Genomic DNA, 19,902 nt, shown 5'->3' on the forward strand with positions numbered 1-19,902 from the left:
CGCTCCCAGCCGATTACGGTCAAGCATGATCAAGCTACGTACAGTACACAGCGGGTCGAGTCCCGCCCCGGTGACAGGGGCGGGACTCATGGTGCAGGTGCCGCTAGTCCAGCACAGGTTGCGGCGCCGGGCACCCCGTGGGAGTCACCCGGGAGGCGTCACGGATCAGCGCCTCGTGCGCGGCCTTCAGCCGGGCCGTGTCGGGTTTGAGCACCGCACGGTCGTAGGTGAGCAGACCGTTCAGCTCGCCCTCGACATCCGCGATCTGGGTGTACACGGCGCCGTTGCCGCCCTTGCAGGCCAGTGCCCGGACCTCGTCCAGCTTCTCGAGGTAGTCCTCGGTGTAGCGGGCCGGGTCGACGTCGACGTACGACTGCTGCACCGACCAGGCGTGGCCGGGCACCGCCAGGCCCAGTCCGCCGTACTCACCGCTGACCAGGGCGCGCTCCCCGTCGGGGCGGGGCGGCAGGGCGGGGCTCGGGTAGCCGTGCTCGTCCATGATGTCGCCGGCGTTGCCGTCGGCCCCGAGGTTCAGGCCGGACTGGTTGTTGACGAGGCGGGTGGGGTCCCAGGCCTTGGCCTGCTCGGCGACCCGGCCCACGTCGTACTGGCCCCAGCCCTCGTTGAAGGTCACCCACATGACGACCGACGGGCTGCTGACGTGCTCGTCGATCATCTCCTTCAGCTCCCGCTCGTAGCGGGCGCGGGCGGAGGCGCTCGGGTTCACCCCGGCGGTCATCGCCGGCATGTCCTGCCAGACCAGCAGTCCGAGCCGGTCGGCCCAGTAGAACCAGCGGTCGGGCTCCACCTTGATGTGCTTGCGCACCGCGTTGTAGCCGAGCTGCTTGTGCACCTTCAGGTCGTAGGCCAGGGCCTCGTCGGTGGGCGCGGTGTGCAGGCCGTCCGGCCAGAAGCCCTGGTCGAGGGTGGCCATCATGAAGACGGGCTCACCGTTGAGGAGTGTGCGCGGCACGCCGTTCACCTTCTCGACGGCGACGGAGCGCATCCCGAAGTAGCTGCCGACCCGGTCGGCGCCGGCCTTCACCTCGAGCCGGTAGAGGAAGGGGTCGTCCGGCGACCACAGGTGCGGGTCCTCGACGGTCAGGGTCAGCGGCCCGCCGGTGCGGCCGCGGGCCGTGGCCACCTTGCGCCGGCCCTCGTACGCCGTCGCCATGACCGGTACGCCGTCGCGGACGCCCCGGGCCTCGACGGTGACCTTCTCCCCGGCGACGTCGGGTGTGATCTTGAGGGAGTCGACGTGGTCGCGGGCGACCGGCTCCAGCCACACCGTCTGCCAGATGCCGGAGGACGGGGTGTACCAGATGCCGCTGGGGTCCAGGCGCTGCTTGCCGAGCGGCGGGTTCTCGCCGGAGGCGGCGTCGGTCGGGTCGTAGACGCCGACGATCAGCTCCTGGGTGCGGCCGGGCTTCAGCGCGTCGGTGACGTCGGCGGCGAACTTGTCGTAGCCGCCCTCGTGCGTGGCGACCTTCGTGCCGTTGACGTAGACCTCGGAGCGCCAGTCGACGGCCCCGAAGTTGAGCTTGAGCCGCCGGGCGGAGCCGATGTGCCAGTCGCGCGGGACGGTGAAGGTGCGGCGGTACCACATGCGGTCCTCGTGCCGTTCGATCCCGGAGAGCTGGGACTCCACCGGGTAGGGCACGAGGATGCGCTCCTTCAGCGTCCTGCCGACGGGCGGCTGCTCGCCCGGCTCGGCGGCGGCGAACTGCCAGCGGCCGTTCAGGTTGCGCCAGTCGGCCCGGGTCAGCTGCGGCCGCGGGTACTCGGGCAGGGCGTCGTCCGGTCCGACCTCGTCGGCCCAGCGGGTGCGCAGCTGATGCGTCGAGTGGTTGGGGCCGCTCGTCCAGAAGGCACTGACAACGTTGCCGTCGGCGTCGGAGAGGCCGCCCTCGCCGTCGTAGCGGACGTCGGCGGAGCCCTTGGCCGTGCCGGTCCTGTTGCCGACGACGGGCTCGTCGAGTGCGACCAGGAGGGCGGCGGGGTCGGAGGGGTCGACCCGGACGGCGCCCAGCGGCCAGACGGCACCGCCGATCACCGCCGTGAGGTGCTCGGTGAAGCCGGCCGGGGGCGCGGCGACCGGCCGGGCGAAGTCGAGCTTCAGGGTGCGGCCGCTGCTCTGCACAGTGGCGGAGAGGGCCCCGTCGTAGTCGAAGCCGTCGGGGAGGAGGAAGGCCGACTGCGGGACGGGCTGCTTGGCGGCCCCGGGCTGCGTCCAGCGCAGGTGGAGGTTGGAGCCGCCGTAGTGCTCGAAGTACTCGACCTTGATGTCGTACGGCGTTCCGGCGGTCAGCTCGATCGGCGCCGAGGTCTGCTCACGGTCCCAGTCGTCGACCCAGTGGTCGATGGCGAGGGAGCCGTCGATCCAGAGGCGGAAGCCGTTGTCGGCGGAGAGGGAGAAGGTGTGCGCACCGGTGCGCTCCGGGACGATCCTGCCGGTCCAGCGGACGCTGACGTCGTCGGAGCGGCCGGTGGTGAAGTTCAGGCGCGGTTCGAGGTTGTCGAAGTCGAGGTTCTTCTCGAAGGTCGTCGCCTTGAGGGTGTGGAAGTCGAAGGCACCGGGGGCGGAGTGGGTGTAGTACTCGCCCTTGAGGCCGTGGATCTCGGCGGGTTCGTCCGCGAGGGCGGGCGCGGACGCCAGGCCGGTCAGGGCGAGGAGCGCGGCGAGCAGTAACGTGAGGCGGCTTCTGAGGCGTCGGGGACGCACGGAACCTCCATGCCAACGTTGTCATGTACAAGACGTTGGCATGACAACACGGATCCGGGGCTTCGTCCAGAGGCAGGACAAAGTCCCGTCCGCCGTCTCGTCAGGTGACCAGCTGCCCCTTGCCCAGGGCGATGACGCCGCCCTTGGAGACCGTGTACAGCTCCGCGTCCCGCTCGGGGTTGACGCCGATGGTCGCGCCCGGCGGGACCTCCACGTTCTTGTCGAGGACGGCGCCGCGCACCACCGCGCCCCGCCCCACGTGCACGTTGTCGTGCAGCACCGAGCCCTGCACCACCGCACCCGGGTCGACCACCACGCCCGGCGACAGCACCGACCGCGTCACCTGGCCGCGGACCAGGCAGCCCGCGCTGATGATGGACTCGCTGGCGATGCCGCCGGCGTTGAACCGGGCCGGCGAGAGCTGGTACGAGTGCGTGTAGATGGGCCAGCTGCGGTTGTACAGGTTGAAGGCGGGCCGCTCGGCGATCAGGTCCATGTGCGCCTCGTAGTAGGCGTCCAGCGTGCCGACGTCCCGCCAGTAGCCCTGGTCCCGGCTCGTCTCGCCGGGGACGTGGTTGGCGCTGAAGTCGTAGAGGGCGGCCTCGCCCCGGTCGGTGAGCTGGGGCAGGATCGAGCCGCCCATGTCGTGCACGGAGGACTCGTCCTCCGCGTCCCGCTTGAGCGCCTCGATGAGGGCCTTGGTGGTGAAGATGTAGTTGCCCATGGAGGCGAACACGCAGTTCGGGTCGTCCGCCAGGCCGGGCGGGGCCGTGGGCTTCTCCAGGAAGCGCTCCACCGTCTGCCCGTCCGAGCCGGGCGTGATCACGCCGAACGAGGAGGACTCGGTGCGCGGCACCCGGATGCCGGCCACCGTCACGCCCGCCCCGCTGTCGATGTGCTGGGTCAGCATCTGGCGCGGATCCATGCGGTAGACGTGGTCGGCGCCGAAGACGGCCACGTACTCGGGGCGCTCGTCGTAGATCAGGTTCAGCGACTGCAGGATCGCGTCGGCGCTGCCCAGGTACCAGCGGGGGCCCAGGCGCTGCTGGGCGGGGACCGGCGTGACGTAGTTGCCCAGCAGGTTGGACATCCGCCAGGTGGTGGTGATGTGCCGGTCCAGCGAGTGCGACTTGTACTGCGTCAGGACGCAGATGCGCAGGATGCCGGCGTTGACGAGGTTGGACAGGACGAAGTCGACCAGGCGGTACGTGCCGCCGAAGGTCACCGCCGGTTTGGCGCGGTCCGTGGTCAGGGGCATCAGCCGCTTGCCCTCACCGCCCGCCAGCACGATCCCCAGGACCGAAGGACCACCACCACCACGCATGGCCGCTCCCCTCACGCCGATTTCCCCGATGCCTGCCCCTGACCAGTACCCACTAAGCCTGTTTGACGATCTCCTCGTACAGCCGCACCGTGCGGCGGGCCACCGCGTCCCAGCCGAACTCGCCGACCGCCCGCTCCCGCCCGGCCTCGCCCATGCCCCGCGCCGCCTGCGGATCGGCCAGGACGGTGTCCATGGCCCGGGCGAGCCCGGCCTCGAACCCCTCGCCGGCCGGGACGAGCAGACCCGTCACGCCGTCGTCGACGACCTCCGGGATACCGCCGACCGCCGACGCGACCACGGGCGTGCCGCAGGCCATCGCCTCCAGGTTCACGATGCCGAGCGGCTCGTACACCGAGGGGCAGACGAAGAGCGCCGCGTGCGTCAGGAGCTGGATCACCTCCGGGCGGGGCAGCATCTTCGGGATCCAGAACACGCCGTCGCGGACCGCGCTCAGCTCCGCGAACAGCTCACGGAACTCCTGGTCGATCTCCGGGGTGTCCGGGGCACCCGCGCACAGCACGACCTGCGCGGCCGGGTCGATGTCGCGCACCGCGCGCAGCAGGTGCGGCACGCCCTTCTGCCGGGTGATGCGCCCGACGAACAGCACGTACGGGCGGGAGCGGTCCAGGCCGATCCGGTCGAGGGCGTCCGTGCCGGGGTCGGGCCGGTACAGGGTGGTGTCGATGCCGTTGTGCACCACGTGCACGCGCCCCGGGTCCAGCGCCGGGTAGCAGCCCAGGATGTCCTCGCGCATGGCCCCCGAGACGGCGACGACCGCGTCGGCGGCCTCGATCGCCGTGCGCTCGGCCCAGCTGGACAGCTCGTAGCCGCCGCCGAGCTGCTCGGCCTTCCAGGGGCGCAGGGGCTCCAGGGAATGGGCGGTCATCACGTGCGGGATGCCGTACAGCAGCTTGGCGAGATGACCGCCGAGGTTGGCGTACCAGGTGTGCGAGTGGACCAGTTCGCGGCCTTCCAGGGCGGCGGCCATCGCCAGGTCCACCGAGAAGGTGCGCAGTGCGTCGTTGGCCCCGTCCAGCGCGGACCAGGAGCGGTGCCGCCGTACGCCGTCGGCGCGGCCCTCGCCCCAGCAGTGCACGTCGAGATCGACCAGCGGTCTCAGTTCCCGGGCGAGGAACTCCACATGGACGCCCGCACCGCCGTACACATCCGGCGGGTACTCCCGGGTCAGCAGTCCCACTCGCACCCGCAACTCCCTGCTCTCAGCGGCCGTTCCCTTTCATGGTCACCCACAAGCGCCGCGGGCGGAAGAGCGGGGCGGCCTCGGGAAGCAGCAGTCGCCGCAGACGCCCCCGCCGGGGACCCGGTAGTACAGGCAGCAGCTGCGCCGCCGGAAGGCCGTGCCGGTGAGCGTTCCGGCTCCCGCGAGCGCGGGACGGCCGAGGAGTTCGGCGGCCAGCGAGCCGGCCCGGGCGGACACGTCGGCACGGCCGTGCCGCCGGGCCCAGCGGTCGAGCTCGCGGGCCGCTCCGGCCAGCGCGGAGGCGGCGTTGCCGCGCAGCAGGCCCGGGGCGAGGCGCCCGTGGGCGGCCAGGGCCGTCGCCAGGGGGTCCAGATGCCCGCGCAGGACGACGTCCTCGACCGTCGCCGCGTCCGCGGGCAACGCCCGTACGCCGGCCAGCCGCAGGTCGTCGGGGGCGCCGGCGTCGGGGTCCCAGCGCAGGGCCCCGGCGTCCAGTACCGGCACGGCGCCGTAGAGCACGGCGCTGCCGAGGGCGACGGACCAGAGCCGGGCGGCCAGTCCCTGATGGGTCACGGACGCGGCGACGCGCATCTCGCGGGTGCCCAGGGCGGCGGCGACCTTCCGCAGCCGAGAAAGCAGGGGATTTCCGGGCAGATCGGGTGCCGTGACGGCGTATGCCTGTGCCAGAGTGGGAAGGGAGTCCGCTCGTGCTCCGTCCGTGCGCAGCACGAAGAAGCCGCCGAGCGGGCGGAGCGCGGCGAGGTCGGGGTCGAGGTCCACGAAGAGCAGTAGTACCAAGGCCCCTCAGGGACGCTGCCCGGGGACCCCCTACCCGGGGCGCCCACCCAGGGGATGACGGGGCCAGGCCCCTACTCCATCGGCAGTAGGACCCAATGAGTGCTCAGGGACGACGACGGGAAGACCCGGACACGGCAGGGTGTTGGACATGAAAGCCGACCATTCGCCGCGCCGGGCCGAGCGCCCCCGCCTCACGCAGAGGAGCAGCCGATGAGCGCCCTCGCGTTGTCCGTCCTGCTGTCGCTGGTGTCCGCGTTCGCCTACGCGGGCGGGGCGATCGTGCAGGAGCGGGTGGCGGAGTCCTCGCCGGGCGAGCAGTACGCTCCGCTGCGCCGGCCGGGATGGTGGGCGGCGGTCGCGCTGAACGGCCTGGGCGGTCTGCTGCACGTGGTGGCGCTGGCCTACGGCCCGCTGAGCCTGGTGCAGCCGCTGGGCGCGCTGACCATCGTGGTGGCGCTGCCGATGGCGGCGCTGTTCGTCGGCCGCAGGGCGGGGGCCACGGCGTGGCGGGGCGCGATCATGGCGACGGTCGGGCTCGCCGGTCTGCTGTCCCTGGTCGCCGCGTCCGACGCGCAGTCGCTGAGCGGGGCGGAGCGGGTGGCCGTCGCCCTCGTGACCGCGGGCGTGGTCGTGGCGCTGATGGTCGCGGCCCGGACCGCGCACCGGCACCCGGCGGTGCGGAGCATGCTGCTGGCGACCGCTTCCGGCATCGCCTTCGGCATGTCCTCGGTGTTCACCAAGACCGTCGCGGTCGACTGGACGGGCGGCGTCTCGGCGGCGGACGTGCCGTCCCTCGCGGTGATCGGCGTCCTGGCGACGGCCGGCATGCTGCTCTCCCAGGCCTCCTACCGGGGTGCCGGGCTCGCGGCCCCGCTGGCCACCCTGACGGTCGTCAACCCCGTGGTGGCGGCCGCGGTCGGCATCACGATGTTCGGCGAGAGCTTCCGCTACGGCACGACCGGCACGGCGCTCGCGCTGAGCTGCGGTGTGGTGGCGGCGGGTGGTCTGATCCTGCTGACGACGGAGCGGCTGGCGCAGGAGCAGCCGGAGCCGGTCGCCGTGGGCGGCGTGGGCGGCGTGCCCGAGCGTGTCGGCGGTGGCGGGGTGCCTGACAGTCCCGCCGACCTGCCGGAGCCGGTCGCCGTGGGCGGCGTGCCCGACAGCCCCGCGGACCTGACCGAGCCGGTCGGGGTGGGCGGGGTGCCCGAGCGTGTCGGCGGTGGCGGGCTGAGGAAGAGCGGGAGCGGGGCGGTCGGCGCGGCCGGGGTGGAAGACAGGCGCGCGGCGGGGCCGTTGCTCGTCGAGGACGTACTGGTGCCGGGCCCCGCGGCCCCGCGGGCCTCCCCCGACGCGGCGCCCGGGAGCGGGCAGCCGCCGGCGGAGCCCGACGACGAACGCCCGCTGCCCTACGCCCCGTTCTACGGCATCCCGTACGTCCCGCTGCCGGTGCTCGACCGGCACCGCACGCGCGTCAGATCGTGACGCCGCCGGCCCTGAGGTACGCCACGGGGTCGACGTCCGAACCGAAACCGGGCCCCGTCCGCACCTCGAAGTGCAGATGCGGGCCCGAGCTGTTGCCCGTGGAACCGGAGCGGCCGATGCGCTGGCCGGCACTCACCGACTGCCCGTCGCGCACGGAGATCGCCGACAGGTGCGCGTACTGGCTGTAGCGGCCGTCGGAGTGCCGGATGACGACCTGGTAGCCGTACGAGCCGCCCCACCCGGCGCTGACCACGCTGCCCGCCGCGACGGACTTGACGGTCGTACCCGTGGGGACGGGGAAGTCGACACCGGTGTGGTAGCCCTTCGACCAGGCGGAACCCGCCTTGCGGTAGGGCGTGCCAGGGGAGGCGCCGACCGGGGCGACGAGGCCGTGGCGGGTGCCGTTGGACCGTGCGGCGCGTTCCTTGCCCGCCTCCTTGTGCCGGTCCTGGGCCCTGTCCTGCTTCTTCGCCCCGTCCCGTGCCCGCTCCTTCGCCGGCTTCGCCGGCTTCTGGGGCGCGGGGTGCGCCTTCTCGGCCGGCCGCGGCACGGGCCGCGTCCGCGTCGCGCCCTCGCCGCGCAGCGCGAGCCGCTGGCCCGGCACGATCAGGTCGGGGTCGTCGCCCACGGTCGCGCGGTTGGCGGTGTACAGCCCGCGCCAGCCGCCCCGCACCTCGTGCTCGCCGGCGATGCCGGAGAGGGTGTCGCCGCGGACCACCGTGTACATCTCGGCGTTGCCCGCGCGGGACTGCGGCGTCGCCTGCGGCCGGACGTCCTCGATGGACGTCTTCTTCCGCGTCTCCTGCCGCGTCTCCTTCCGCTGGGCGTCCTTGTGCTGCGCGCGCCCGGCGGCCGGGCGGATGTCGGGCTCGCCTCCGCCCCGGGTCAGTCCGGCGCGGACCGAGCAGGCCGGCCAGGCACCCGGCCCCTGCCCGTCCAGCACCTTCTCCGCGACGGCGATCTGCTGGTCCTTGGAGGCCAGGTCCGCGCGGGCCGCGTAGGTCCGGCCTCCGTAGGCCTCCCACGTGGACTGCGTGAACTGCAGCCCGCCGTAGAAGCCGTTGCCGGTGTTGATGCTCCAGTTGCCGCTGGACTCGCAGGCGGCGACCTTGTTCCAGGTGCTGACGTCCGCCGCCTGGGCTGCCGACGCGCCCATGAACGGCAGCGCCATGCCGGCGCCGCCTGCCGTGACGGTGAGCGAGGCGCGGTTGATCCTGTTCGGCTGATACCGGCGGTGCCGGCCGCGTACGGCCATCGGGAGCCCCCCTAGACATGCGTCAGGAGGGGCAAAAGTAAGCGCTGCGAACCGGCCGGAACAAGACGCCAATCGGCCGCGCGGAGGCCCGAATGGCCGATATGCGGCCCCAGTTGCGCGACGCGCGCCCCGGCCGTGCACCCCCTGCGGCACGCGGTGCGCGGGTGCGGCGCGCGCGGGTGCGCGTACGACCGCTGAGTACCGCGGGGCCCCTCGTGCGTATCTGCCTGCGCGGCTCGTGCGACCCGCGCGTGCGGACGGCACAGCGGCACGTCAGGATGGTCGGACGGACCAGGCCGGCGGGCACCACCGGCGGCACCGACACCTAGGTCTTCAGGAGCGAACCGAATGAGCAGTACAGCGCAGATCGGCGTCACGGGCCTCGCGGTCATGGGCCGCAACCTCGCCCGCAACTTCGCCCGCAACGGCTACACGGTCGCGGTGCACAACCGGACGCCCTCGCGCACCCACGCCCTGGTCGAGGAGTTCGGCGGCGAGGGCGATTTCGTCGCGTGCGAGAGCGCGAAGGACTTCGTGGCGGCGCTGGAGCGGCCCCGGCGGCTGGTCGTCATGGTCAAGGCCGGTGACCCCACGGACGCGGTGATCCAGGAGTTCGCGCCGCTGCTGGAGCCCGGCGACATGATCATCGACGGTGGCAACGCGCACTTCGCGGACACCCGGCGCCGTGAGCGGGACCTGCGCGAGCAGGGCATCCACTTCGTCGGCATGGGCGTCTCCGGCGGCGAGGAGGGCGCGCTGAACGGCCCGAGCATCATGCCGGGCGGCCCGAAGGAGTCCTACGACTCGCTCGGGCCGATGCTGGAGAAGATCTCGGCCAAGGCGGCCGACGGCACACCGTGTGTCTCCCACGTCGGGCCGGACGGTGCCGGGCACTTCGTGAAGATGGTGCACAACGGCATCGAGTACGCGGACATGCAGCTGATCGGCGAGGCCTACCAGCTGCTGCGCGACGTCGCCGGGTACTCGCCCGCCGAGATCGCGGACATCTTCCGCACCTGGAACACCGGCCGCCTGGACTCCTACCTGATCGAGATCACCGCCGAGGTCCTGTCGCACGTCGACGCGGAGACGGGCAAGCCGTTCGTGGACGTCGTGGTGGACCAGGCCGAGCAGAAGGGCACCGGCCGCTGGACCGTCCAGATCGCCCTGGACCTGGGCGTGCCGGTGTCGGGCATCGCCGAGGCGGTGTTCGCCCGGTCGCTGTCGGGCCACGCGGCGCTGCGCGAGGCCTCGCGCGGGCTGGCCGGCCCGCAGGCGCAGCCGATGGGCGAGGCGGAGGCGCGGGCGTTCGCGGACCGGGTCGAGCAGGCGCTGTACGCCTCGAAGATCGTCTCGTACACGCAGGGCTTCCACGAGATCGCCGCCGGCAGCCAGGAGTACGACTGGGACATCGACCTCGGCGCGGTGTCCGCGCTGTGGCGGGGCGGCTGCATCATCCGCGCGGCGTTCCTGGACCGGATCCGCGCGGCGTACGACGCGCGGCCGGACCTGCCGAGCCTGCTGTCGGACGAGACGTTCGCCCGGGAGATCGCGGACGCCCAGGACGACTGGCGCGAGGTGCTGGTCGCCGCGACCCGCCAGGGCGTGCCCACGCCCGGCTTCGCGGCGGCGCTCGCCTACTACGACGCGCTGCGGGCGGAGCGGCTGCCGGCGGCGCTGACGCAGGGGCAGCGGGACTTCTTCGGCGCGCACACCTACCGCCGGGTGGACCGGGAAGGGTCGTTCCACACGCTGTGGGGCGGGGACCGGTCGGAAGTCACGGCGTAGCGGCCGGAGCCGCCGCACGGGCACCGGCGAGGGGCCGGTGGACCGCCCTGCCGACGGGCGTCCACCGGCCCCTTCGCGTGCCGTGCCCTGTGCCGTGCCCGGGGTATCCGACGTGCCGATGTGCCGCGGGCTGTGCCTCAGGACAGGGGCGGGCCGGGCTCGGGGCTGGGTACGGGCTCCGGTCCCGGGGGGATCGGGGACGGGTCGGGCCCGGGCACCGGGTCGGGCCCCGGGGGTCCCGGCGGCGTCGGCCCCGGCGGCGGGGTGGGCGACGGCGGGGGCGGCGTCGGCTCGGGGCCGGGCGGCGGCTGCGGGTCGGGCACGGGGTCGGGGCCCGGGGGATCCGGCTGCTGCGGATCCGGGCCCGGGGTCGGTGCGGGGGGCACCGGATCGGGATACGGGTTCGTCATCTGGTCCTCCAGCCACTGGCTCGACTCCGGCTCTGGACTACTCCCCCGCCTACCCGGCACCGCGGTGCGCAGTCACTCGCCAGCGGGACGGGGAGGCGACCAGGTGGGGTAGCGGCGGGGGCGGAGAGTGCGGTCGCGGGAGGCGGCGCGGACGCCGAGCGCGGTCGCCGGACGCGGCGCGGACGGCAGGCCGGCGGGAGCGGCCGGGGCGATGGGCGCGACCGCCGCGACGGACACGGTCACCGCGACGGGCACGACAGCGGTGTGGGACACAGCCGGACACGACAGCGGTGCCGGACACGACAGCGGTGCCGGACGCGACCGCGGCGGGAGGCGACCGCGGCGCCGGGTGCTCCAACCGGCGATGCCTCCGGTGGCTGGCGAGAGTGCTCGACCCGGCGACCGCCCCGGTGACCGGCGAGGGTGCTCGACCTGGCGACCGTCCGGTGGCCGGTGTCCGGTGACCGGTGAGGCCCTGCCGGGACTCCCCGGCGCACCGGCGGGGCGGCCACCGCGCGTGTCAGAAGCGGTCCGGGTGGGCGCGCAGCCAGTCCTTCGCGGCATCGAGCAGCTCCGGACGGGCCGCGGGGGCCTCGTCGGGGTGGCGCTCGGCCCACTTGGCGACGTAGGAGCACAGCGGGGCGACCGCGCTGTGCTCGCGTCCGGCGAGGGCGTAGAGCTCGCGGGCCAGTGCCCCCGCGATGCCCTGCCCCTCGTGCGCCGGCTCCACGACGGTGTGCACGGGCACGAGGGCGCGCTCGGGGCGGTCCAGTTCGAAGTACTCGATGCGGCCCACGACTTCACCGTCGACGAGGGCCTCCAGCCGGCCCGCCGGGCGGTCGTCGCGGATCTCCGGCTCGCTCATGGACACGCCTCTCCTTCGGGTGCCCTCAGGCGCCGACCGCGTGCGGGCTGCGCCGCTGGTCCGAGTCCGGCACGGGCGCGGAGGGGTCGGCGCCGAGGGTCACGATCCTGTTCCGGCCGTCCACGTGGACGACCTTGGGGACGAGTGCCCGCGCCTCGGCGTCCGTCACCTGGGCGTAGCTGATCAGGATGACCAGGTCGCCGGGGTGGACGAGGTGGGCGGCGGCCCCGTTGATCCCGATGACCCCGGATCCGCGCTCGCCCTCGATGACGTACGTCTCCAGCCGGGCGCCGTTGGTGATGTCGACGATGTGCACGAGCTCGCCGGGCAGCAGGTCGGCGGCATCGAGCAGATCGGCGTCGATGGTCACGGAACCGACGTAGTGCAGGTCGGCCTGGGTGACGGTGGCGCGGTGGATCTTGGACTTGAACATGGTGCGCAGCATGGAGGAACTCCCGGTTCGTCTGCTCCCTGCTTGCTGTCTGCAAGTCAAGGGCGGTCGTCGAACAGTACTCACGACTCGCTTGTTCGACCAGGCCTCCGAGCCGGCCCCCGGCGTCCGTCATGAGCGTCCTTCTCTCAGTGGAAGGCCAGCCATCCGATGCCCAGGGCGCAGGTGAGGCCGACGGCGGCCATGGCGGCGGGCCGGTTGCGGTGCAGCGCGAACCAGAACAGCGCGGCGGTCACCAGTACCGCGCCCGTTCCGATCGAGGCGCGCAACGGCCCGTCGCTGTAGCCGTATTCGTCGGCATGCTGTGCCGGCCAGGCGAACCAGACGATCCTCATGACGTCTCTCGTGGCCCTCTCGTGGTGGTGGTGTCGGTGTTCAGGCGCCGTGCGGCGCGGGAGCTGCGAGGAGGATCTCCCCGGCGAGGCGGTCGGTGCGGTCCGCGCCGCCCAGGCGGTGCAGGACGATCCAGCGGCCGTCGTCGTGCGCGGCGGCCACGACGGACGATCCGCGCGTGGCGCCGTTGTGCCACGTGATCGGGGCGCTCCGCTGCCAGCTGGGGGCGGGCGGGCCCAGCCGTTGTTCGACGAGCAGTCCGACCACGACGTCGGACAGGGTTCGGCAGGTGGACCACAGCCCGCCGGCCGGCAGGATCGGCCCGGTCAACGTCCAGAGGGGGCGGGGCCGGCCGAACAGCCCCCGTGGGACGAGCCGCTTTTCCTGCGGGGGCAGCGCGGTCACGGCACCCGCGTCGAGACCCAGCGGGAGCAGGACGTGATCGTCCACGAGTTGCTGGTACGAGCGTCCCGTGACCGTCGTGAGGGCGTGCCCGAGGACGGCGTACCCCAGGTTGGAGTATTCCTCCGTGCCCAGCGGGCCCGTGGCCACCCTGTCCAGCTCGCGCAGCGAGGCGCGCAGAGCCTGTTCGGTGAAGGTGGCGTACGGGTCGTCGGGCGGACCGGCGGGACCGGGCGGCAGACGCGGCAGGCCCGAGGTGTGCTCGGCGAGGTGCCGGAGGGTGATGCCCGTCCCGGCGGGCACCTCCTCCAGGCACTCCTCCAGCGGAGTGTCGAGGCCGACGACCCCTTCCCTCGCCAGTTGGGCCAGGACGGTTCCCGTGAACACCTTGCTGAGAGAACCGATTTCCACGAACCGGTCCCGGTCGTGGCCGTGGGCGGCCCGGTCCTCGACACCGGCACCGCCCAACAGGCAGAGAGGGGTGGGCATGCTGTCTGTCGCTCCTGTCGGTCAGACGAGTTCGGCTTGGGGCGTGGTCGGCTGCGTCGTGTCCGCCCGAGACGTCCGGCCCGACCGGGACGCCCGGGACCCGGGGATCCTGCCCCGGACCCACAGCAGCGCACGGTCGAGTGCGCCGGACAGGAAGACCAGATCGCACGCGATCATCGTCAGGGCGAAGCCGGTCAGCCCCATGAAGTACGCGATCGACACGAAACTGGTGGGGCAGGCCCACGTGTTGTGCGGATGGCGGCACAACAGGTCAAAGCGGGCACGCCGGCAGCGGTGGTCAATCGCGGCGTCGACGCGTCACCCGCATCATTTCGTTACTCGCGAGTTTAGTGTCGTGAGCTGGCCGGAGGGCCCTTCCCGTGACTCGAATCACAAGCAACTTCGTTGCGACGTAAACCATTTGGCGTCACCCGAAGGTTCTCACGCAACGTCGAGTGACACCGACGTACCCCGTGCTCGCACGGGCATCCGCGAACGGCGCAGTTATGAGGTACGGCCCGCCGTTGATCCGCACTGGCAGGCAGGTAGCCGACTCTTTGAGCACTCGATGCTGCGCGCGTCCTGGTACGAGAGGCCGCCGCTACGCGAAGGCACAGTTCCGGCCACCTCCGGGCGGAAAGCCGCATAGGCTCACCTCGCACACGTCGAGGGCCGGGGAGGGACCACGATGCGACGGGGCAGTGCCGTGTACGAGCAGCCGTTGGACGCCATGACCGGGATGCCGCAGGGGTGGAAGGCGCGCGCTACGGGCGGTTGAGCACGGCCGTACCGAACCCGTGCCCCCCAGGGCCCGCACCGAACAGGGCGCATGGCGCCCAACCCATGCGTTTAACCGGCGTGCGCGCAGGCCCGTTTGCCCGGACCGGACCGTCGTCGCCTCTCCCCCGGTCCGGATCGTCTCTTCGTCGCAAGGAAGTGTTCGTGAGCGCAATCGGCTCCGGCGGAAGGGTGCAGCCGGCTCGTCCGGGTGACCCGGTCCGCATCGGCCCCTACCGCATCGTCGGCCGTCTCGGTGCGGGCGGCATGGGTACCGTCCACGCCGGCGTCGCCCCGGACGGGCTGCGCGTCGCGGTCAAGGTGATCCACCCGGAGCAGGCCCAGGATCCGGAGTTCCGGGCCCGGTTCCGGCGCGAGGTCGAGCTGTCCTCGCGTGTCACCGGACCGCACGTGGTTCCCCTGCTGGCCGCCGATCCGGACGCGCCGACGCCGTGGCTCGCGACCGCCTACGTCCCGGGGCCGACGCTGACGGAGCACGTGCACGCGCACGGGCCGCTGACGGACGGAGGCCCGTACGCCTTCGCGGCCGCCACCGCGCAGGCCCTCGCCGCCATCCACGCCGCGGGGGTGGTGCACCGCGACGTGAAGCCGCAGAACGTGCTGCTCACGCCCGCCGGGCCCCGGCTGCTGGACTTCGGCATCGCGCACGCCGCGGACGGGACCAGTCTCACCCGGACGGGGGTGATGACCGGCACCCCCGGCTGGATCAGCCCCGAGCAGTACCGGCAGGGCAGCGCCGGTCCGGCGGGTGACATGTTCGCGTGGGCGGCGCTGGTCGCCTACGCGGCCACCGGGCGGCTGCCGTTCGGGGCCGGTGCACCCGATGTGGTCGCCTTCCGTGTGATGTCCGGCGAGGCCGACCTCGACGGTGTCCCCGTGCTCCTGCGCCGCGTCGTGGAGAAGGCGCTCGTCCAGGAGCCCGGTGACCGTCCGGCAGCGGTCGAGGCCGCCGAGGAGTGTGCGGCGCTGCTGGCCTCCCAGGTCACCCAGGCCGCCGGTGCGGGTGCGGCCCCGGCGCCCGGCGACATGATCACGGCCGCGTGGGAGATACCCCCCGCCGACGACCCCACCTGGCAGGTTCCGTCGGACCCGCGCCGGTCCCGCAAGCGGGTGCTGGCCACCGTCGCCCTCGCGGCGGGTGTCGTCGGCGGGCTGGCCGGCGGGGTCGCGGCGCTGCTGCCCGGCGACAGCGGCGGCGACCGTCGCTCGTCCGCGGCCTCGGCCTCGCCGCCGACGACCGCCGGGGCCGGACGGGCCACGGGGAACACCGCGCAGGGGAACGGCAAGGCGAGACAGCAGGACGAGGGCACCGGTTCGGCGAACGCGGCGAGCTGGGACCGGGCGCGGGCGGCTCAGGGCGCGGCGGAACACGACGTGGCGCGCGCGGTGCTGCACGACCAGGGGGTCGAGGCGGAACAGCTCGGTGACGGCGTCGACTTCGCTCCGGGGGCCGTGCGCTTCGACGCGTCACGCCGCGAGGTCTACCTCTCCTACCGGCTCTCCTCCGACGAGCAGGGGACGCTGCTCGCGGAGACGGAGATCGCCGGGTCGCTGTGCCTGACCCTGCGCGACGTCGTCCTGGGGCAGCACCCGGACCTCCCGTACCGCACGTACGTCATGGTCGAGGAGGAGCAGGGCCGCGAGCCGCGGGTGACCTGGCAGGACGGCTTCGGCAACGGCACGGCGTGTCCGGCGGCCGGCGGCGACGAGACGGGCGGGGCCGGTGACGGCGCGCAGGCCTGGCAGCCCAGTCAGGAAGGGCTCGGGCAGGCGATGATCCCCAGCAGCGACGACGCGGAGATCCGGGTCGCGGACGCCACCGCCAAGGAGATCATCGCGGGGACCAACAGGAGGCGCGGGACGCTGGGCACGGACCGGGTGCTGGGCCACGACCACATCAAGGTCGGCTTCGATCCCGGCAGTTCGGCGATGTACGTCTGGTCCGAGTACCTGCAGTGGAACCAGAGTCAGGTCGAGGCCTGGGCGGCGCCGGCCGCCGGCGTGGCGTGCCGGGCCCTGGTCGGCGAACGGGAGAGGGCCGGGAGCGCTTGGCCGTACTCCCGTTACGCCGTGGCCGAGATCGGCGCGTCCGGATATCTGATGGTCCGCTGGGGCACGGCCACCACGCGGGGCGACTGCCCGTCCTGAGCGGATCTCCTCGGTCAGAGGAGCCGGACGAGAGCCCGTGCGAAGGGCTCCCCCGTGCGCGCGGCGTGGGTCATCCGCTCCCGCACCTCCCTCGGTGTGCGGGGCCGGTAACCGGGCCCGCCGCAGCAGCTCTTGTGGAAGCGGACGCCGGCGTGCAGCAGCACGGAGAGCGTGCGCCAGGCCGCGGTGTCGCGGCGGCGGGGTGCGGCGAAGGCGGAGCCCACGTGGACCAGGAGCCGCGCGCAGCGAGGGCACGGCCGCGCCCTGTCCGGGTCGTACGGCTGCTTGTACGACGCCCGGCAGGGAAGGCAGACGTAGGAGGTCTTCGCGTGGCCCATGGCGGCAGCCTAGCCAGGGGAAACGGCGGGTTCGAACTCTTTTCATCAGCCGGCCCCGCCCGGGGGGCGAGGCGGACCCGGGGATTGCCCTACGGGCCCGCCGGGCGGCCGTCGACCCAGGTCTGCACGACCTCGATCCCGCCGATGCGCGAGGGGTCGACGCGGGTCGGGTCGTCGCCGAGGACGGCGAGGTCGGCGCGTTTGCCCGGGGTGAGGCTGCCCAGGGTGTGCTCCCAGTGGCAGGCACGGGCCCCGGCGACGGTGTAGGCGTGCAGGGCCTCGTCCACGGTGATGCCCTCGTCCGGGCCGATGAGCCGGCCGGACGTGGAGGCCCGTTCGACCATGAACTGGACGGCGCGCAGGGGTGATCCGTCGGCGACGGGCCGGTCCGAGCTGCCCACCAGGGGGATGCCGTGGTCCAGGAACGCCCTGCCCCGGTAGAGCCAGGGGGCCCGCTCCTCGCCCATGATCGTGGCGTAGTCGTCGCCGAAGTACCGCAGGAAGGCCGGCTGGACGACGGCCGTGACGCCGAGGCGTGCGAAGCGCGGCAGCTGGTCGGGGCGGATCAGCCCGGCGTGCTCGATGCGGTGCCGGGCGCCGGGCCGGGGGCGGAGCCGCTGGGCGTGTTCGATGGCGTCCAGGGCGAGGTCGGCGGCGCGGTCGCCGATCGCGTGCACGGCGAGCTGCCAGCCGGCGAGGTGCCCGTCGACGACGAGCCCCGTGAGGGCGTCCGGGTCGTCCTGCAACTGGCCGGCGTGGCCGAGCCCTTCGTAGGGGGTCGTCAGCGCGGCCGTCCGGGCCATCATGCCGCCGTCGGTGTAGATCTTCAGGGCGCCGACGGAGAGCCGGTCGTCGCCGAAGCCGGTGCGCAGCCCGAGGTCGAGGGCGGCGGGGATGCCGTCGTCCTCGTGCGCGGCGACGGGGCGCAGCCGGTCCGCGGACACCATGAGCTGGACGCGCAGCGGCAACAGCCCTTCGTCCCGCGCCAGTTGGTAGGCGCCGAGCTCGACGGGGCTGTGGCCGAACAGGGTGCCGCCGATGCCGGCCTCGGCGCATGCGGTGATGCCCTCGGCCAGGCAGGTGCGGGCGGCGCGGCCGATCGCGTCGGCCAGGTCCCGCTGGGACCAGGGCGGGCGCAGGGCGCGGGCGGCGCCCATGGCCTGTTCGGCGAGGAAGCCGTCGTCGTGCGGGACGTCGGCGGGCAGCAGGTCCAGGACGGCGCTGTTGACGACGCAGCCGTGCCCGGAGTCGTGCAGCACGTAGAGCTTGCGCCCGTCGCTGACCCGGTCGAGCTCGGCGGCGGTCAGGTGGCGGCCCAGGGCCCGCTGGTCGTAGCCGGCGATGCTCACCCAGTCGCCGGGGCCCCGGCTGCGGGCCACGGCCTCGGCCACGTCGGCGAGGACGTCGTCGACGCGGGTGCGGCCGGCGATGCTCGGGGTGGTCTGCTTCAGGCCCGTCCAGGCCAGGTGCACATGGGCGTCGACGAAGCCGGGCAGGACCGTGGCGCCCTGCAGGTCGATCACCTCGCGGGCGGGCAGCGAGGTCACGGCCTCGTCGAGTCCCACGATCCGGCCCCGCCAGACGCCCAGGTCGTGGGCGACCGGGTGGTCCGGATCCATGGTGAGGAAACGGGCGTTGGTCAGCCGGGTGCAGAGCACCGGCGGGTCAGGCGTCCTGCGACGCGGCGAGGGAACGGGGGCGCAGATCCGTCCAGTGCGTCTCGACGTACGCGAGGCACGCGTCGCGGGTGTTCTCGGCGAAGGCGACCGTCCATCCGCCGGGCACCTCGGCGAAGGCGGGCCAGAGGGAGTGCTGGCCCTCGTCGTTCACCAGGACCAGGAACCGTCCTTCGGTGTCGTCGAAGGGGTTGGTGCTCATCGCGGTGCCTCCTCGAAGGGGTCAACATTAGGTTAGGCTCGCCTAATTGACGGAGCCTAACCTGTGCCCCTCCGGCTCACAAGGAGACGTTCCATGCGCGTGGCCGCGGTCGACGGGAAGGACGCCTTCGCCGCGTTCGGGTTGCCGGGCCCACCCGGCAGTACGGCCTTCTGGGCGGCGGCGGGCGCCCCCGCGGCGGTGCCGGACGGGGCCGGCGGCTGGGTGACCCTGTTCCTGTGGCGCGGGCCCGGTCCGGTGACGGCGGAGTTCGAGAGCTGGTCGGATCCCGTCCCGCTGGAGCGGTGGGAGGACTCGGACTGCTGGTACGCCGCGGTGCGGATGCCGGCGCGCCTGCGGGTGACCTACCGGTTCGTGACGCCGGACGCGTCGTACGCCGACCCCCTGAACCCGGCCGGTGCGGGCGGTGAGCGGTCCGTCGCGGCGACGCCCGACGCCCCGCAGCAGCCGCACTGGCCCGTCGTCGCAGCCGACGCGGTCCTGCCCCTGCCGCGCACGCGGATCCGGTGGGCGAGCGAACGGCTCGGGGGGCGGCGGACCGTCCGGGTCCATCCGGCGGGCGGGGGCGGACCGTTGGTGCTGCTGCTCGACGGGGACGACTGGCTGTATCTGCATCCGGCCGTGACCGCCTTCGACTCGGCCGTGGCGGCGGGTGGACTGCCGCCGGTCACCCTGGTCTTCCTGCCGGTCAGGGACAGAGCGGCCGAGTTCGGGTGCCGGCCCGAGCTGTGGCAGGCGGTGCGCGACGAACTGCTGCCGCTGGTCGCCGAGTCGGGCGTGCCCGCCGAGGTGGCGCGACTGGTGGTCGCGGGGCAGAGTCTGGGCGGGCTGAGCGCGCTGTACGCGGCTGCGGAGTTCCCGGAGTTGGTGTCGCGGGTCGCGTGTCAGTCCGGGTCGTTCTGGTGGACGGCCGATGCGTCGCGGCGGGCGGATCCGCTGGCCGGCCCGGCCGGCGGTGCGATCGCCGAGCGACTGCGCCGGGGTGCGGACCTGTCGGGGCTGCGGGTGGCGTTCGACGTCGGGGAGCACGAGAGGCGGATGCTGCCTCACTGCGCGGTGGTGGAGGAACTGGCCGAACGGGCCGGGGCGACCGTGCGGGTGTCCCGGTCGCCGTCCGGCCACGACCGGGCCGGGTGGCGGCACGCGCTGCTCAGGGACGTCGGCTGGGCCCTCGGTGGGTGACCCGCCCCGGATTCCGCGGG

17 protein-coding genes and 2 pseudogenes are annotated in these 19,902 nt (G+C 73.5%); 4 read left to right on the forward strand and 15 right to left on the reverse strand.

Going from position 1 to position 19,902, the window contains the following annotated elements:
• Positions 1–103: 103 nt before the first annotated feature.
• The 4 genes from ACH4C6_RS08330 to ACH4C6_RS08345 form a co-directional block, all read right to left on the reverse strand.
• The gene (locus ACH4C6_RS08330) at positions 104–2,722 is read right to left on the reverse strand and encodes a PA14 domain-containing protein (protein WP_398107722.1); all 2,619 of its coding nucleotides are present in this window, start codon (positions 2,720–2,722) and stop codon (positions 104–106) included.
• Positions 2,723–2,822: 100 nt separating this feature from the next.
• Positions 2,823–4,046 carry a glucose-1-phosphate adenylyltransferase gene (glgC, locus tag ACH4C6_RS08335; protein ID WP_333936389.1) on the reverse strand — a complete coding sequence of 408 codons (1,224 nt, stop codon included), beginning with the start codon at positions 4,044–4,046 and terminating at the stop codon, positions 2,823–2,825.
• 52 nt (positions 4,047–4,098) lie between these two features.
• On the reverse strand, positions 4,099–5,250 hold the full coding sequence (gene glgA / locus ACH4C6_RS08340; protein ID WP_398107723.1) for a glycogen synthase: 1,152 nt from the start codon (positions 5,248–5,250) through the stop codon (positions 4,099–4,101).
• A 39-nt stretch (positions 5,251–5,289) separates the two neighbouring features.
• Positions 5,290–6,045: a (2Fe-2S)-binding protein gene (locus ACH4C6_RS08345; protein WP_398107724.1), complete on the reverse strand. Its 756-nt coding sequence runs from the start codon at positions 6,043–6,045 to the stop codon at positions 5,290–5,292.
• 210 nt (positions 6,046–6,255) lie between these two features.
• On the opposite strand from ACH4C6_RS08345, the gene ACH4C6_RS08350 reads away from it, so the two are divergent.
• Positions 6,256–7,527, forward strand: a complete 1,272-nt coding sequence (locus tag ACH4C6_RS08350; protein ID WP_398107725.1) for a DMT family transporter — start codon at positions 6,256–6,258, stop codon at positions 7,525–7,527.
• Here the strand turns inward: ACH4C6_RS08350 and ACH4C6_RS08355 are convergent.
• Both ACH4C6_RS08355 and ACH4C6_RS08360 read right to left on the reverse strand, forming a co-directional pair.
• Positions 7,517–8,302, reverse strand: a pseudogene (locus ACH4C6_RS08355) (peptidoglycan DD-metalloendopeptidase family protein); the annotation flags it as partial. The gene ACH4C6_RS08350 and the pseudogene ACH4C6_RS08355 sit on opposite strands and share 11 nt — an antisense overlap.
• A gap of 189 nt (positions 8,303–8,491) precedes the next feature.
• Positions 8,492–8,782, reverse strand: a pseudogene (locus ACH4C6_RS08360) (transglycosylase family protein); the annotation flags it as partial.
• 348 nt (positions 8,783–9,130) lie between these two features.
• Here ACH4C6_RS08360 and gndA point away from each other — a divergent pair.
• A complete protein-coding gene (gndA, locus tag ACH4C6_RS08365) occupies positions 9,131–10,570 on the forward strand; it encodes an NADP-dependent phosphogluconate dehydrogenase (RefSeq protein WP_398107726.1) in 1,440 nt (479 codons plus the stop codon).
• Positions 10,571–11,052: 482 nt separating this feature from the next.
• On the opposite strand, the gene ACH4C6_RS08370 is transcribed toward gndA, so the two are convergent.
• From ACH4C6_RS08370 to ACH4C6_RS08395, 6 genes are all read right to left on the reverse strand, one after another.
• A complete protein-coding gene (locus tag ACH4C6_RS08370; protein ID WP_398107727.1) occupies positions 11,053–11,253 on the reverse strand; it encodes a hypothetical protein in 201 nt (66 codons plus the stop codon).
• A gap of 247 nt (positions 11,254–11,500) precedes the next feature.
• Positions 11,501–11,845, reverse strand: coding sequence for a GNAT family N-acetyltransferase (locus tag ACH4C6_RS08375; protein ID WP_398107728.1), 345 nt, complete (start codon positions 11,843–11,845; stop codon positions 11,501–11,503).
• 25 nt (positions 11,846–11,870) lie between these two features.
• Complete coding sequence (panD, locus tag ACH4C6_RS08380) at positions 11,871–12,290, reverse strand: aspartate 1-decarboxylase (RefSeq protein ID WP_398107729.1); 420 nt, start codon at positions 12,288–12,290, stop codon at positions 11,871–11,873.
• A 134-nt stretch (positions 12,291–12,424) separates the two neighbouring features.
• On the reverse strand, positions 12,425–12,631 hold the full coding sequence (locus ACH4C6_RS08385) for a hypothetical protein (RefSeq protein ID WP_398107730.1): 207 nt from the start codon (positions 12,629–12,631) through the stop codon (positions 12,425–12,427).
• 40 nt (positions 12,632–12,671) lie between these two features.
• Positions 12,672–13,520: a serine hydrolase domain-containing protein gene (locus ACH4C6_RS08390; RefSeq protein WP_398107731.1), complete on the reverse strand. Its 849-nt coding sequence runs from the start codon at positions 13,518–13,520 to the stop codon at positions 12,672–12,674.
• 21 nt (positions 13,521–13,541) lie between these two features.
• The gene (locus ACH4C6_RS08395) at positions 13,542–13,742 is read right to left on the reverse strand and encodes a hypothetical protein (RefSeq protein WP_398107732.1); all 201 of its coding nucleotides are present in this window, start codon (positions 13,740–13,742) and stop codon (positions 13,542–13,544) included.
• 720 nt (positions 13,743–14,462) lie between these two features.
• On the opposite strand from ACH4C6_RS08395, the gene ACH4C6_RS08400 reads away from it, so the two are divergent.
• Positions 14,463–16,466, forward strand: coding sequence for a serine/threonine-protein kinase (locus ACH4C6_RS08400; RefSeq protein WP_398107733.1), 2,004 nt, complete (start codon positions 14,463–14,465; stop codon positions 16,464–16,466).
• A gap of 14 nt (positions 16,467–16,480) precedes the next feature.
• On the opposite strand, the gene ACH4C6_RS08405 is transcribed toward ACH4C6_RS08400, so the two are convergent.
• The 3 genes from ACH4C6_RS08405 to ACH4C6_RS08415 form a co-directional block, all read right to left on the reverse strand.
• Entirely contained in the window at positions 16,481–16,804 is a 324-nt protein-coding gene (locus tag ACH4C6_RS08405; protein ID WP_398107734.1) for a deoxyxylulose-5-phosphate synthase, read from the reverse strand.
• 89 nt (positions 16,805–16,893) lie between these two features.
• Complete coding sequence (locus ACH4C6_RS08410; RefSeq protein WP_398107735.1) at positions 16,894–18,462, reverse strand: amidohydrolase; 1,569 nt, start codon at positions 18,460–18,462, stop codon at positions 16,894–16,896.
• 7 nt (positions 18,463–18,469) lie between these two features.
• The gene (locus tag ACH4C6_RS08415; protein ID WP_398107736.1) at positions 18,470–18,682 is read right to left on the reverse strand and encodes an MbtH family protein; all 213 of its coding nucleotides are present in this window, start codon (positions 18,680–18,682) and stop codon (positions 18,470–18,472) included.
• A gap of 93 nt (positions 18,683–18,775) precedes the next feature.
• Here ACH4C6_RS08415 and ACH4C6_RS08420 point away from each other — a divergent pair, with 93 nt between their 5' ends.
• Complete coding sequence (locus tag ACH4C6_RS08420) at positions 18,776–19,882, forward strand: alpha/beta hydrolase-fold protein (protein ID WP_398107737.1); 1,107 nt, start codon at positions 18,776–18,778, stop codon at positions 19,880–19,882.
• The last annotated feature ends 20 nt before the right edge of the window (positions 19,883–19,902 follow it).

Source organism: Streptomyces sp. NPDC017943 (assembly GCF_044328425.1).
In the GTDB taxonomy this organism is placed as follows: Bacteria; Actinomycetota; Actinomycetes; order Streptomycetales; family Streptomycetaceae; genus Streptomyces; species Streptomyces djakartensis_A.